11 protein-coding genes are annotated in these 13,631 nt (G+C 75.0%); 4 read left to right on the forward strand and 7 right to left on the reverse strand.

Annotation, left to right across the window (positions count from 1 at the left end; translation table 11 throughout):
- Nucleotides 1-203: 203 nt before the first annotated feature.
- The 7 genes from ABT263_RS02290 to ABT263_RS02320 form a co-directional block, all read right to left on the reverse strand.
- The gene (locus ABT263_RS02290; protein ID WP_352286624.1) at nucleotides 204-1,373 is read right to left on the reverse strand and encodes an acyl-CoA dehydrogenase family protein; all 1,170 of its coding nucleotides are present in this window, start codon (nucleotides 1,371-1,373) and stop codon (nucleotides 204-206) included.
- 170 nt (nucleotides 1,374-1,543) lie between these two features.
- On the reverse strand, nucleotides 1,544-1,858 hold the full coding sequence (locus ABT263_RS02295) for a hypothetical protein (protein ID WP_352286626.1): 315 nt from the start codon (nucleotides 1,856-1,858) through the stop codon (nucleotides 1,544-1,546).
- A gap of 152 nt (nucleotides 1,859-2,010) precedes the next feature.
- Complete coding sequence (locus ABT263_RS02300; protein ID WP_352286628.1) at nucleotides 2,011-4,386, reverse strand: serine/threonine-protein kinase; 2,376 nt, start codon at nucleotides 4,384-4,386, stop codon at nucleotides 2,011-2,013.
- Between the two features lie 2 nt (nucleotides 4,387-4,388).
- A complete protein-coding gene (locus ABT263_RS02305) occupies nucleotides 4,389-6,638 on the reverse strand; it encodes a serine/threonine-protein kinase (RefSeq protein ID WP_352286630.1) in 2,250 nt (749 codons plus the stop codon).
- 60 nt (nucleotides 6,639-6,698) lie between these two features.
- Nucleotides 6,699-7,085 (reverse strand): GDSL-type esterase/lipase family protein, encoded by a 387-nt coding sequence (locus ABT263_RS02310; RefSeq protein ID WP_352286631.1) that lies wholly within the window; start codon nucleotides 7,083-7,085, stop codon nucleotides 6,699-6,701.
- Nucleotides 7,086-7,163: 78 nt separating this feature from the next.
- The gene (locus ABT263_RS02315; protein ID WP_352286633.1) at nucleotides 7,164-8,663 is read right to left on the reverse strand and encodes an FAD-dependent oxidoreductase; all 1,500 of its coding nucleotides are present in this window, start codon (nucleotides 8,661-8,663) and stop codon (nucleotides 7,164-7,166) included.
- Between the two features lie 225 nt (nucleotides 8,664-8,888).
- Nucleotides 8,889-9,398 carry a GNAT family N-acetyltransferase gene (locus ABT263_RS02320; protein WP_352286635.1) on the reverse strand — a complete coding sequence of 170 codons (510 nt, stop codon included), beginning with the start codon at nucleotides 9,396-9,398 and terminating at the stop codon, nucleotides 8,889-8,891.
- A gap of 194 nt (nucleotides 9,399-9,592) precedes the next feature.
- Here ABT263_RS02320 and ABT263_RS02325 point away from each other — a divergent pair, with 194 nt between their 5' ends.
- From ABT263_RS02325 to gnd, 4 genes are all read left to right on the forward strand, one after another.
- Nucleotides 9,593-10,810 carry an aminotransferase class V-fold PLP-dependent enzyme gene (locus tag ABT263_RS02325; protein WP_352286636.1) on the forward strand — a complete coding sequence of 406 codons (1,218 nt, stop codon included), beginning with the start codon at nucleotides 9,593-9,595 and terminating at the stop codon, nucleotides 10,808-10,810.
- Between the two features lie 122 nt (nucleotides 10,811-10,932).
- Complete coding sequence (locus ABT263_RS02330) at nucleotides 10,933-11,319, forward strand: VOC family protein (protein WP_352286637.1); 387 nt, start codon at nucleotides 10,933-10,935, stop codon at nucleotides 11,317-11,319.
- A gap of 266 nt (nucleotides 11,320-11,585) precedes the next feature.
- A complete protein-coding gene (locus ABT263_RS02335) occupies nucleotides 11,586-11,846 on the forward strand; it encodes a co-chaperone GroES (RefSeq protein ID WP_329485443.1) in 261 nt (86 codons plus the stop codon).
- A gap of 24 nt (nucleotides 11,847-11,870) precedes the next feature.
- Nucleotides 11,871-13,316, forward strand: coding sequence for an NADP-dependent phosphogluconate dehydrogenase (gene gnd, locus ABT263_RS02340; RefSeq protein WP_352286639.1), 1,446 nt, complete (start codon nucleotides 11,871-11,873; stop codon nucleotides 13,314-13,316).
- Nucleotides 13,317-13,631 lie beyond the last annotated feature (315 nt).

Consider the following 13,631-nt stretch of genomic DNA (forward strand, 5'->3'; position numbering starts at 1 on the left):
CTCGGCGAGCTCCGCCCGCTGTTCCTCGCGGCGTACGAGGCCACGGACGGTGTCGCCCCCGGCGAGCAGCTCCCGCGTGAGCAGGGCGCCGACCCTGTCCGTGACACCGAGGATGAAGACGTCCACCGCGAAGGCTCCGATCGTTTCGGCAGATCGGTCCGGGGGAGAGGCACCCGGCAGCGCCCGGGGGTCCTGGGCGGGTGTCAGACGAAGGCGCCGATGCCCGTCGCGGCGCGGCCGACGATCAGGGTGTTGATCTCCCGGGTGCCCTCGTAGGAGTAGAGCGCCTCGGCGTCGGCGACGAAGCGGGCGATGCTGTAGTCCAGCACGATGCCGTTGCCCGCCAGCAGCTCGCGGCCCCAGCCGACGGTCTCCCGCATCCGGCTGGTGCAGTACGCCTTGGCCAGCGCGGAGTGCTCGTCCCGGAACGTGCCGGCGTCCTCCAGCTGCGCCAGCCGCACCACCATGCCCAGGCAGGCGGTGGCGTTGCCGAGCATCCGCACCAGCAGGTCCTGGACGAGCTGGAAGCGGGCGATCGGGCCGCCGAACTGCTCGCGCTCACGGGTGTAGTCCAGGGCGATCCGGTAGGCGCCCAGCATCACCCCGACCGCCTCCCAGGCCACCCCGCTCCGGGTGTGCCGCAGCACGTCGGCGGTGTCGCGGAAGCCCTCCGCCCGCTGCAGCCGGTCCGCTTCGGGGACCAGGCACTCGGTGAGCACCACGTCCGCGTTCTCCACGGTGCGCAGGGCCATCTTGTTCTCGATCCTGGTGGCGGTGAAGCCGGGGTTGTCACCGTGCACCACGAAGCCCAGGACGTGGCCGCTCTCCTCGTCCTTGGCCCAGACGACCACCAGGTCCGCGAAGGTCGCGTTGCCGATCCAGCGCTTGGCGCCGTTGAGCACCCAGGTGTCGCCCTCGCGCCGGGCGGTGGTGCGCAGCCCGGCGGCGACGTCGGAGCCGCCCTGCGGCTCGGTCAGCGCGAAGGCGCCGATCTGCTCCATCCGGGTCATCGCCGGGAGCCAGCGCTCGCGCTGCTCCGGCGAGCCGCAGCGGGCGATGCTGCCCATCGCCAGCCCGGCGTGGACCCCGTAGAAGGTCGACAGGGAGGCGTCCACCCTGGCCATCTCCAGGGCGATGAAGCCGTTCAGCAGGCTGCTGGCGGGATTCTCCCGGTAGGCGAGGCCGCAGATGCCCAGCTCGGCGTAGCGGGGGATCAGGTGGTGCGGGAACGCGGCCCGGCCCCACCACTCGTTGGCGTGCGGGGCGACCTCCTGCCGCAGGAAGTCACGGACCCGCCGCAGCACCTCGGCCTCCTCGGGGACCAGCAGGTCCTCGAACCGGTACAGGTCCTCGACCAGTACGTTGTCGGTCATGGGTGTGCTCCTCGGCTCGGTGACGACAGGGGCGGCGACATCGGTGCCGCCACCATGCCCCGCCTACCCCTTGATCGCTCTCCAAACGCAGCCCGGCGGACGGGTGACCCCGTACGGCACCGGCCCGGCCGCGGTCGACGTGCGGGAGGCGCGGATGCCGGCGGGCCGACTCACGGCTCCTGGGCGCGGCCCGCGGCGGCGGCCCAGGCGAGGCCGATCACCACGGCGAGCACCATCAGCACCGCGCCGAGCCCGATGGACGTCCAGCCGCCGCTGGTCAGGCTGTTCAACTGCTCCTGGTAGGTGGCGTCGTGGGGCTCGGGCATGCCCTCGGCGAACGAGCCGGTGACCTTGGGGTGGCAGACGTCGCCCGGCACCATCGGTTTGCCGTAGCAGGTGGGTACGGCGGTGTTCAGCTTGCTGACGCCGGACAGGATCAGGCCCGCCCCGCCGGCGAGTACGAGCAGCAGGATGACGAATCCCATGACCGGTGCGGACCCCCGTCCCGGCGCTGCCGCCGAACCGGCGCGCCCTCGTTCGCTTCGACGCGGCACCCGGCCCGGCCGGTTCCGCTGCCCGGCGGGTTCCTCGCCCCGACCGGGTTCCCCGCCCCGCCCGGCTCCCGGCCCGGGCGGGTTCAGCCGTGGGCCGCCTTGCCGTCGGCGGCGATCGCCGCCAGGCCCTTGTCGGTCGGGCCGTAGATCCGCCCGTCGCCCGCCCAGTACGGCACGGGGGTCGTCGAACCGCCGTTGGGGTGGAACCCGAAGGTCCAGCGGGGCGTGCCGGTGGCCGGGTCCAGGGCCCAGACCTTGCCGTGGACCCAGATGTAGACGGTGCCGTCCGCGTAGTGCGCCGCCATGTCGAGGAGCGGCGCGCTCGGCAGCGAGCCCGACCAGTGGACGGCGCCGGTCCGGGCGTCGAAGGACTGGACGACCACGACTCCCTTCGCGTAGTGCGATCCCACGGCGAAGACGGTGGCGCCGTCGGGGCTCGCCACGGCGCCCCGGAAGTTCCACTCCCCGGCCGACTGCCACACCACCTTGCCGTCCGCCGGGTCGACCGCGTACAGCCGGTCGGCGAGGTGGAGGAAGTAGCCGCCGGCCGAGGTGTGCGGGCCGTCGGCGAAGTAGGGCAGCCCGGGCACGAGGGCGCCACTGCCGGGGGCCAGCTGCTCCCAGAGGCTCTTTCCGCCGTTGCCGGTGTCGAGCGCCTCCAGCTTCCCGGTCCTCCGGTAGGTGGTGAGGTCCATCGCGTAGGTCTCGAACAGCAGGCGGGTCCCGGCGGACGGGACGGAGAGCCTGGAGTTCTCCAGGACGTCGTGCGGGCGCACCAGTTGCCACCGGAGCCGGCCCGTGGCCGGCTCCACCGCCCAGACGAAGGCCGCCGCGTAGGTGACCGGGGCGGTCGGGTCGGCCAGGTGGAAGGTGCCCTTCGCCTCGCCGGCGACGTAGACGAGGCCGTCGAGGAGGCCGACCACCGAGGCGGACGGCGAGACGTGCAGGTCCGGCGGGGAGAGGGTCCAGGCGGCGGCGCCGGTCGCGAGGTCGACGGCCTTGAGGGCGTACGTCAGGTTGCCGGGGCCGCCGTAGCCCATCAGGTAGGCCATGGTGGCGTCGACGGCCACCGGGCGGTCGCCGAGGCCGGCGCCGGACGGCGAGGTGTAGTTGGTCAACGGCCCCCAGCGGGTCTGCCCGGCGCGGTCGACCGCCCACACGCCCGTCATCCCGGCGGCCACGACGGTGTCGCCGCTGCCGGTCAGCGCGATCACCGGTTCGACCAGCGGAACCGTCCAGAGCGGGGTGGCCACCACGTCCGTGTCCAGCGAGCGCGAGTAGTCGGTCGGGTCGGCGGCCGGCGCCGTCGCCGGCGGGCCACCGGCACCGGGGGTCTTCGGCTTCTCGGGCGCGCCGCCGCCGGTGAGGAACACCGTGCCGCCGCCGGCCGCGGCCACCACGACCCCGCCGGCCAGGCCGAGCAGCAGCTTGCGGCGACCGGGGCGGGGCCGGACGTCGACCGGTCCGAGTCGCACCGTCTGCCGCGCGGTCGGCGGCGAGTCCGGGCCCGCCGCCGGCTGCCCGGGCGGCAGCGGCGGCAGGGGCGGCAGCCCGGACGGCGGCAGGGCCGCCGCGGCGGACGACGGGGCCAGCACGGCCGCCGCCTCCTCGATCGCCGCGACCAGCGCGGGGTGCAGCCACGTCCCCGGGGTCAGCGGTCCCGCGCCCTGGGAGGCGGCGAGCTGCTGCGGCGTCGGCCGGTCGCCCGGGGCCTTGGCCAGGCAGGCGGCGACCAGCAACCGAACTCCGGCGGGCACCGCCGCGAGGTCCGGCTCCTCGTGCACCACCTGGTACAGGACCTGCAGCGGATGCCCGCCGCCGAACGGCGCGGTCCCGCCGGTACCGGCGTAGGCCAGCGTCGAGCCGAGCGAGAACACGTCGCTCGGCGGGCCCGCCCGCTCGCCGCTCGCCTGTTCCGGCGACATGAAGGCGGCCGAGCCGAGGACGGTGCCCTCGGCGGTCAGTGCGGTGCCGTCGGCCGCCCGGGCGATGCCGAAGTCGATGACGTGCGGCCCGTCCAGCGCCAGCAGCACGTTGCTCGGCTTGAGGTCCCGGTGGGTCAGCCCGGCGGCGTGGATGTTCCTCAGTTCCTCGGCGATCCCGGCCGCCAGGATGCGCAGCACGTGCTCGGGGAACGCGCCGACCAGCCGGACCGCCTCGTCCAGCGCGATCCCGGGCACGAAGGCGGTCGCCATCCAGGGCACGGGCGCGTCGGTGTCGGCGTCCACGACCGGGGCGGTGAACGCGGAGGAGGCCGCCCGGGCCGCGTTCACCTCGGCCCGGAAGCGGGCGCGGAACCCCGGGTCGGCGGCCAGTTCGGGCCGGACCACCTTGACCGCGACGGTCCGGCCGCCCGCCGACCGGCCGAGGTAGACCACCCCCATGCCCCCGGCGCCCAGCCTGCCGAGCAGGGCGTACGGGCCGGTCCGGGTGGGGTCGGCGGGTTCCAGCCGGCGCATGCTCAGGCCCCTTTCGCGGGCAGCGAGGTGATCGTCCGGGTCGTCGTGTCGGAGACGCAGAGCCGTCCGGCGCCGGCGCTCCAGGCCAGCTTCGTGGCGTCCCGGCCCTTGAGCCCGGAGTACTTCCAGCGGGCCTTGCCGTCGGCCGGGTCGAGCGCCCACAGCACGGCGTCGGCGCCCATCCGGTAGAGGTTGCCGTCGGCGCGGAGCAGGCGGGCCCCGAGGAAGGGGGCGTCGGGGGAGTCGGGCGGCAGCGGGGTCCGCCAGCCGGGGCGGCCGTTCGCCGGGTCCACGGTGCCGATCGAGCAGCCGCCGTCCCCGTCCCGCCAGAGGAGGTAGAGCAGGCGGCCGTCCTCGCTGGTGGCGAAGCCGTCACCGAGCTTCGAGGCGCCGACGACGCCGCTCGCCGTCCACGCCGGGCCGCCGGTGTCCGGGTCCAGGGCGGTCAGCGTGCCGTCCTTGTCCGGGGCGAGCACGTACCTCCCGGCGGTTCCGAGGCCGAACGCGGCGAGCCTGCGTTCCCAGACGGTCCCGCCCTTCGCGTCCAGGGCCTTCAGCTGGTCGAGGTCGGAGACCACGATCCGGTCGTCCGTCGGCACCGTCGACTGGAGCAGCATGGTGTCCTCGCCGTGGAACCAGAGGCTCTGCCGGGTGGCGAGGTCCACCGCCCAGACGTGGGTGCCGGCCGGGACGAGGTCACCGTGGTCGTTGCCGTCGCCCAAGCCGAGCCAGTAGGCCTTGCCGGCCCGGATCCCGGCGAAGGAGAGGACGCCCGCCGCGTTCTTCCGGCCCTGCGGCAGCCGCCAGTCGAGTCTGCCCTCGGCCAGGGTGAACGCCAGGAGCTCGGGCGCCGTCGGCGACCCTCCGAAGGCGTAGAGCCGGTCGCCGTCGAGCCCGGCGACGGACCGCGGGGTGGTCGGGTCGATCGCGAAGGCGCCGCCCACGGTGGCGCCGTCCACCGTCCACCTGGTGCGGCCGGTGTCGTCCACCCCCCAGATGTTCAGGATGGAGACGCCGACCACCACGCCGTCCGCGGAGAGCACCTGGGGACAGGGGTTCGGCTGGGTCGCCTGCCAGCTCGGCCCGATCTCGGGCACGTCGGCGCCCGAGGGGCGGACGGGGGCGGACGGCGTGCTGCCGGCCGTGCTGCCGGCCGTGGCGCCGCGGCCGCCCCGGTCGTTCAGCAGCGCGATCGTGGTGGCGGCCCCCGCCGCCGCGAGCACGCCGCCGCCGACGCCGAACAGCACCGTCCGGCGGCTCGGGCGGCGGGCGGGCACCGCGTCCTCGGGCGGCCGGCCCCCGGGGCCCGGGTCGGCGGGCAGCGGCGGCGCCGCGGGGGGAGCGCCGGGCGGGCCCGGATCCGGGAGGGGCAGGGCGGTCAGCACACCGCGTGCGGCGATCACGTCCGTCGCGACGGCGGGCGGGAGCCAGCCGTCGGCCGGGTCCGGGCGGCCGATCCGCTCCACCAGCTCGACCAGTTGGCGCGGTGTCGGGCGGTGGTTCGGGTTCTTGGCGAGGCACCCGGCGACCAGGTGCCGGATCCCGTCCGGCAGGCCGCTCAGGTCCGGGTCGGTGTTCACCACCCGGAACAGCACCGCCGCCCCGGCGCCGTCGCCGAACAGCCGGGTGCCGAGTGCGGCGTAGGCGACCGTCGAGCCCAGCGCGAACACGTCGCTCGCCGGGGTGAGCGGCTCGCCCAGCGCCTGTTCCGGCGACATGTACGGCGCCGACCCGATGACCGCGCCGGTCGTGGTCAGCCCGGTGCCGTCGGCCGCCCGGGAGATCCCGAAGTCGATGACGTGCGGCCCGTCCAGTGCCAGCAGCACGTTGCCGGGCTTCAGGTCACGGTGGATCAGCCCGGCCCGGTGCACCTCGGTCAGCGCCTCCGCCAGCCCGGCGGCCAGCGTCCGCACGGTCACCCCGGGCAGCGGGCCGTGCCGGGCCACCGCGTCCTGGAGCGGGACGCCGACCACGAACGCGGTCGCCATCCAGGGCGTGGCGGCCTCGGTGTCGGCGTCCACCACCGGGGCGGTGAACGCCCCGGAGACCTGCCGGGCCGCCGCGACCTCCTGCCGGAAGCGCGCCCGGAAGGACCCGTCCCCGGCCAGCTCCGGCCGCACCACCTTGACCGCGACGGTCCGTCCGCCGGCCGACCGCCCCAGATACACCGCGCCCATGCCGCCGGCCCCGAGCCGCCCCATGAGCGTGTACGGCCCGGCCTGACGTGGGTCCCCGGCCCCGAGTCGCTCCAACGTGTCCCCCTCCCGTGAGCCCTCACAGGCTAGGGGGAACGGTGGGGTCATGACAGGCGATCACCGGTTTCCCGCGGGAACCCGGTCCGGCCGGCCGCTCAGCAGGCGGTCGTAGCCGGCCGCGAAGTCCTCCACGGGGATCACGTGCCCCTCCGGGGCGATCGTGTGCCAGCCGACGTCGTTGATGCCGACGAGGACCGACACCACGTCCGGGCGCGCGTCGAGCACGTCCGCCTGCCAACGGGCTTCGAGGTCCCGCACCTTGTCGCCCGGGACCGCGGAGTTCAGCCAGGTCACGGCCCGCTCGGGGTGCCGCAGCCCCCACTCGCCCGCGATCCGCAGCGGGTAGCCGGAGCCGAGGCCGTGCTCGGTCGCCGGCCGCCCGCAGTCGGTGATCGAATCGCCGGTGAACATCACCGTGCTCCCGGGGCGGAGGTTGATCGTCATGGGCGTGCTCCTGGAACTCGGTCGAGCAGGGGAGAGGAGGGGAGAGCAAGGGAGAGGAGGGGAGGAGCCGGGACCGGGTCAGGACGCCGGGGCGCCGAACCACCGGTCGGCGGCGGAGGCGAGCGACTTGCGGTCGGGGTCGTGGCCGTCCGCCCAGGCGACGGTGCCGTCGGGCCGGACGAGTACGGCGCCGAACCCGAGGTCGTTCGCGGCCGGCCCGGCCGCGTACCGGATCCGGCGCTCCCGGTGCCCGGCCGCCTCGCGCAGGTGCCGGTCGGCCGTGAAGTCGAGCAGGACGCCCCGGCCGTCCCGCAGCAGCTCGCCGAGGCGGGTCCCGTCCCCGAGGAGGAAGTCCGGGGCGCTGCGGCCGACCAGCGGGTTCTCGTCGCCGAGGTCGTAGCGGACCGAGGCGCCCGATATCCGCTCGAACACGAAGGTCGCTCCGTCACGGGTGCCGATCAGCTCGCGCACCACCGCCTGGATCGCCCGCCCGTGCGGGTCCGGCCGCATGGCCGCCACCTGGGCGCGCGTCCAGTCGAGCACCGCGGCGCCGACCGGGTGGCGCTCCCGGGTGTAGCTGTCGAGGAGTCCGTCCGGCGCGTGCCCGTGCACGGTCGCCGCGAGCTTCCAGCCCAGGTTCACGGCGTCGCCGATGCCGGTGTTGAGCCCCTGGCCGCCCAGCGGGGAGTGGATGTGCGCGGCGTCGCCCGCGAGCAGGACGCGCCCCTGCCGGTAGGTCGTCGTCTGCATCGCCCGGTCGGTGAAGGTCGACACCAGGTCGACCCCGCCCAGCGTCACGTCCGTCCCGGAGACCCGGCGCAGCACCGACTGGAGGTGCTCGCGGGTGGGCGTCTGCGAGCGGTCGAACGCGCCGCCGTCGAAGTCCATCATGGCGAGGTGGCCCTTGCCGGGCATCCGGACGTACAGGCCCGTCGGTGTGAGGTTGAAGCCGAAAGCCAGCTCCTCGGGATCGGCCAGGGTGGCGCGCATCGAGTAGCCGGTGAGCTGCGGCCCGGTGCCGACGAAGTCGAAGCCCGTGAGCCGGCGCACGGCACTGCGTCCGCCGTCGCAGCCGACGAGCCAGCGCGCCGGGTACGCGTCCTCGCCCGCCCGGGCCACCACGCCCTCGTCGTCCTGGGTGACCGCCGAGACCGTGACGCCGCGCCTGATCTCCACGCCGAGTGCGGCGGCCCGCTCGGACAGCAGTCCCTCGACCACGTCGAGGGACGCCATCATGCTCTCCGTGGCCGAGCCGGGAAGCCGGAACGGCAGGGCGGCGACATCGATCCTGGCCGGGTCGAGCATCATTCCGCCGAAGTGGCCGCCCAGGCGCGGCCGGGCCGACTCGGGAGCGTGGTCGAGACCGGCGGCCTTCCGCAGCCGGTCCAGCAGCCCCCGGCGGTGGAACGCCTCGGCCGACGCGGTGTTGAGGCCCCGGCTCCCGAGCGGCGCCGCCCGCCAGGGGGAGCCGGGCTCGGCCTCCCGTTCGAGAACCAGGACCGAACAGCCCGCGAGGCCGAGCTCGCAGGCGAGGAACAGACCGACCGGGCCGGCGCCCACGATCACCACGTCATGCACGGGAACTCCCCTCCGAAGCCTGAACCCTTCAGGCACTCCGAGGTTCCACCGGGCCACTGATGGATCGCACACAGCTCACTGACACGGCATCACAGGCCGCTGACAGCAAGCCCGCACGGGAGGGCGATCCAGGCGGTGCGCCGGCAGCACGACCGGCCGGAGGGGGCCGCCCCGGCCGCCGCGGTGTGGCGCCGGGGCGGCCGCGGCCGGCGGGAGACGGCCCGGTCAGGCGCCCTCGACGGACTCGGTGCGGTGGACGCGCAAACCCCGGCGCAGGTAGTTGCCCAGCGCGGTCGGGTGGTCGTTCGAATCGGTGTGCAGCCACACCCTGCGGACCGACTCCGCCTCGAACGGCTCGGTCGCCCAGGCCTGCCGCAGGGCGAGGGTGAGCGCATGGCCGCCGAGCCCTTGCCCGACGTACTCCGGCAGGAGCCCGAAGGTGACGATCTCCACCTCCCCGCCGGCCTGGGGCTCCAGGGCGGCTATCCCGGCCGTCGTGCCCGACAGTTCGACCAGCCAGTACTGGCGGTGCGGATGCGCGCGCGCCAGCTCCGTCCACTGCTGGTCGGTCCGGCTGGAACTGCGCCAGCCGTACGCGGCCCCGACCCGGGCCTGGACCGAACGCACCAGCGCCGACAAGCCCTCCTCGCGCCGCAGCTCCATCCCGGGCACCGCCCGACCCGGCGTCAGCTCCTCGCGACCGGTCATCTCCAGATACGTGACGATCTTTCCCATCCCGGCACGCTACCGGGCCGGGCGCCGCTCCCGCACCGGAGGGCGCGAGCACCACGGGCCGACCGGGGCCCGGGGCCCGAACCGGGGGCCGCGGTAAGCACCGTAGGCCTCGGACGTCATGATGGACCGGATTCTCCGGCAGCCCCACCGGACGACCCTCACCCTGCGACCGACGGCACCCTCCTGGAGACGACATGAGTCCCGCCCCGCTTCCCCTGCTGCTGCCGGACGGCCGGCCCGCCGCCCGCGCCTGGACGCTGGACCCGGCGCTGACCCACCTCAACCACGGCTCCTTCGGCGCCGTCCCGGAGGCCGCGCAGCAGGAGCAGCAGCGCCTGCGCGCCGAGATGGACCGGGCGCCGGTGGTGTGGTTCCCGGCCCTGCCCGGGCGGGTGGCGGCCGCCCGGTCGAAGGTCGCGGACTTCCTGCGGGTCGACCCGCGCGACCTCGCCCTCGTGCCCAACGCCAGCGCGGGCGCGAGCGTCGTGTACGGCAACCTCCCGGCCCGGCCCGGCGGCGAGGTGCTGGTCACCGACCACGGCTACGGCGCCGTCACCATGGGTGCCGAGCGGCTGGCCCGCCGCTGGGGCGGCAGCGTCCGGACGGCACGGGTGCCGCTTGACGCCACGGCCGAGGAGGCCTGCGCCGCGGTGCTCGCCGAGGTCACCGACCGGACCGCGCTGATCGTCCTCGACCACATCACCTCGGCCACCGCCCGCTGGATGCCGGTGAAGGAGATCGGCGCGGCGGCCCGGGAGCTGGGCGTCCCCCTGCTGATAGACGGGGCCCACGTACCGGGCCTGGCCGAAGACCCCCTGGCCGGGCTGGAGTTCGACGTCTGGGTCGGCAACCTGCACAAGTTCGGCTGCTCCCCGCGCGGCGCCTCGGCCCTGGTGGTCCGCAGCGAACTCCGTCACCAGCTCTACCCGTTGATCGACTCCTGGGCGGCCGAAGCCCCGTTCCCCGAGCGCTTCGACACCCAGGGCACGATCGACGCCAGCAGCTACCTGGCGGCCCCGGAGGCGCTGGGCTTCATCGAGCGGACCTGGGGCTGGGCGGCCGCCCGCGACTACCTGCGCGAGCTGGCGGACTACGCCGAACGCATCGTCGGCGAGGCCGTCACGAAGCTGACCGGCGAGAGCGCCGCCGTCGACCTCGGCATGCCGGTGAACGCCCTGCGGCTGGTCCGGCTCCCCGACGGCCTGGCCGCCACCCGACTCGAGGCCGACGCCCTGCGCGACCGGGTCGCGGCCGAGCTGGGCGTCGAGGCCGCGTTCACCAGCTTCGACGGCGTCGGCTACTTCCGCCTCTCGACCCACGTCTACAACACGGCCGCCGACTACGAGGACTTCGCCGAACGCTGCGTCCCCGTGCTCGGCAGCTGGGCCCGCGGTACGGCGGAGCGGCACTGAGCCGGCCTCCGACGGGAGGCCGCCACCTCCCGTCGGAGTCCTCCGAGCCGCCGGGGACGGAACCGGCGGCTCGGGAGAGCACCGAGGCCGGCCGCCCGGCCCGGCTCCGTACACTGGCGGGCATGGCATGCCGCATCAGTGAGCTGGTCATCGACTGTGCCGACCCCGAGCAGCTCGCCGTGTTCTGGAGCGAGGTCCTCGGCTACGTCGAACTCGGCCGGGAGGCCGACGGGAGCATCGAGATCGGGCCGCCCGGCGTCGGCTTCGGCGGCCCGCAGCCCACCCTGGTCCTCAGCCCCAGTGGTGACCCCCGGCCCGGGAGGAAGCTCCGGCTGCACATCGACGTCAGCCCCACCGACCGGGACCAGGACGCCGAACTGGCCCGGCTGCTCGCGCTCGGCGCCAGGCCCGTCGACATCGGCCAGACCGGCGCCGAGGACTGGCACGTGCTGGCCGACCCGGAGGGCAACGAGTTCTGCCTCCTGCGCACCCGGCTCCAGCCCCGCTGACCGCTGAGCCACCGCCCGCGGCGCTGCGCTGTCCGGGTGTGGTCCGGGCGAGGTGGCGGTGCGGTCCGCCTGTGGGCCGGGTGAGGTCCGCGGAAGGGCCCGGCGAGCCCCGGGAGGCCGAAGGCGCGCGGCCAGACCGTGCAGGATCCGGGAACCCCGGGAGAATCGGAGGCGGACCGGTTCGGCCGCGCGACGGCCGCCCGGTTCCGCCGGTTCCGCCGGTTCCACCGCCCGCACCCGTACCGCCCAGTGCAGAGGAGCACCCCATGCCCGACTTCCACCCGGAGCACGATCGCCTGGTCGTCAGGCCGATCGGGGAACCCGCCGCCGACGCCGACACCCGTACGGGCGAGGTGGTGGCGGTGGGACCCGGCCGGCCGCTGGAGAGCGGCAAACCGCACCCGGTGGACGTCAAGGTCGGCGACCGGATCGTCTTCGCCACGTTCTCGGGCTCGGAGATCGAGGTCGCGGGGGAGCGGTACCTGGAGGTCCCCGAGGACGAGGTCCTCTCGCTGTCCGCCGAGTAGGAGCCCGCCGAGGAGGAGAACGTCATGACCGAGCAGCCGAAGGCCCGGATCGGCGTCACCGGACTGGCCGTGATGGGCCGCAACCTGGCCAGGAACTTCGCCCGCCACGGCTACCGAGTCGCCGTGCACAACCGCACCCGGGCCAGGACCACCGCCCTGCTGGAGGAGTTCGGGCACGAGGGCGAGTTCGTCCCGGCCGACTCGCCGGAGGCGTTCGTCGCGGCGATCGAACGCCCGCGCATGATCGTCATCATGGTCAAGGCCGGGGAGCCGACCGACGCGGTCATCGACGAACTCGTCCCGCTGCTCGACGAGGGCGACGTGCTGGTGGACGGCGGGAACGCCCACTTCCTCGACACCCGACGGCGGGAGGGCGCCCTGCGCGGGCGCGGGCTGCACTTCGTCGGCAGCGGCATCTCCGGCGGCGAGCAGGGCGCGCTGGAGGGCCCCAGCATCATGCCGGGCGGCACGGCGGAGGCGTACCGGCTGCTGGGACCGCTGCTGGAGGACATCGCGGCCCGGGTCGACGGCAAGCCCTGCTGCACGCACGTCGGACCGGACGGCGCCGGCCACTTCGTCAAGATGGTCCACAACGGCATCGAGTACGCGGACATGCAGCTGATCGCCGAGGCCTACGACCTGCTGCGGCACGCCGCGGGCCTGCAGCCGGCGCAGATCGCCGAGGTGTTCCGCACCTGGAACGGCGGGCGGCTGGAGTCCTACCTGATCGAGATCACCGCGGACATCCTGGCCCACACCGACGCGGACACCGGCCGGCCCTTCGTCGACGTCGTGCTGGACCGGGCCGAGCAGAAGGGCACCGGGCGCTGGACGGTCCAGACCGCGCTGGAGCTCGGGGTGCCCGTCGGAGGCATCGCCGAGGCGGTCTTCGCCCGGTCGCTGTCCGGCGGCGTGTCCCTGCGCGAGGCGGGCCGCGGCCTGCCCGGACCGACCGAGACCTGGCTGGACAGCGCCGCCGCGGACCGCTTCGCCGACGACGTCGAGCAGGCCCTGTACGCCTCCAAGATGGTCGCGTACGCCCAGGGCTTCCAGCAGATCCAGGCCGGCAGCGCCGAGTACTCCTGGCGGATCGACCCCGGCGAGATGGCCGCCATCTGGCGCGGCGGATGCATCATCAGGGCCAGGTTCCTCGACCGGATCAAGGCCGCCTACGACGGGAACCGGGAGCTGCCCACCCTGCTGACCGACGCCCACTTCACGGAGGCGCTCGGGTCCGCCCAGTCGGCCTGGCGGCGGGTGGTCTCGACGGCGGCCCAGCTGGGCGTGCCGGCGCCGGGCTTCGCGACCGCGCTCGCGTACTACGACAGCCTGCGGGCCGAGCGGCTGCCGGCCGCCCTGGTCCAGGGGCAGCGGGACTTCTTCGGCGCGCACACCTACCGGCGGGTCGACCGCGACGGGGTCTTCCACACCCGCTGGGAGGAGCCGCAGCGGCCGGAGGAGCGGCGCTGAGCGGCCCGCCCGAAGCGTGGCTCGGCCCTCCCGGGTCCACCCGGGAGGGCCGAGCCACGCGGGCGCCACGGGTCAGCCGGGGGTCAGCCGGTGGTGACGACCGTCCGGAGGCGGGCGGCGCCGGCCGCTTCCGCTGAACTCCATGGTGTCCTGCACGTCCTGCACGTCCTGTGCGGTGCCCGAGGGTGTTCGGGCCGGACCTCTCCCCAGCACTGGCACGACCGGGTACTGATGCGCACGACCGGGTACGGGCACGACCGGGTACGGGTACGACCGGGTGCGGGTACGGCACCCCGCGCGGAAGGCACATCCGCA

This window comes from Kitasatospora sp. NPDC001603, from assembly GCF_040298365.1.
Classification (GTDB): domain Bacteria; phylum Actinomycetota; class Actinomycetes; order Streptomycetales; family Streptomycetaceae; genus Kitasatospora.

Excerpts from the sequence above, each read along its gene's own strand:
- ABT263_RS02330 (WP_352286637.1), top strand. The coding sequence starts at position 10,933 with ATGGCATGCCGCATCAGTGAGCTGGTCATCGACTGTGCCGACCCCGAG.
- ABT263_RS02290 (WP_352286624.1), bottom strand. The coding sequence starts at position 1,373 with ATGACCGACAACGTACTGGTCGAGGACCTGTACCGGTTCGAGGACCTG.
- ABT263_RS02310 (WP_352286631.1), bottom strand. The coding sequence starts at position 7,085 with ATGACGATCAACCTCCGCCCCGGGAGCACGGTGATGTTCACCGGCGAT.
- gnd (WP_352286639.1), top strand. The coding sequence starts at position 11,871 with ATGACCGAGCAGCCGAAGGCCCGGATCGGCGTCACCGGACTGGCCGTG.
- ABT263_RS02335 (WP_329485443.1), top strand. The coding sequence starts at position 11,586 with ATGCCCGACTTCCACCCGGAGCACGATCGCCTGGTCGTCAGGCCGATC.
- ABT263_RS02325 (WP_352286636.1), top strand. The coding sequence starts at position 9,593 with ATGAGTCCCGCCCCGCTTCCCCTGCTGCTGCCGGACGGCCGGCCCGCC.
- ABT263_RS02300 (WP_352286628.1), bottom strand. The coding sequence starts at position 4,386 with ATGCGCCGGCTGGAACCCGCCGACCCCACCCGGACCGGCCCGTACGCC.
- ABT263_RS02320 (WP_352286635.1), bottom strand. The coding sequence starts at position 9,398 with ATGGGAAAGATCGTCACGTATCTGGAGATGACCGGTCGCGAGGAGCTG.
- ABT263_RS02295 (WP_352286626.1), bottom strand. The coding sequence starts at position 1,858 with ATGGGATTCGTCATCCTGCTGCTCGTACTCGCCGGCGGGGCGGGCCTG.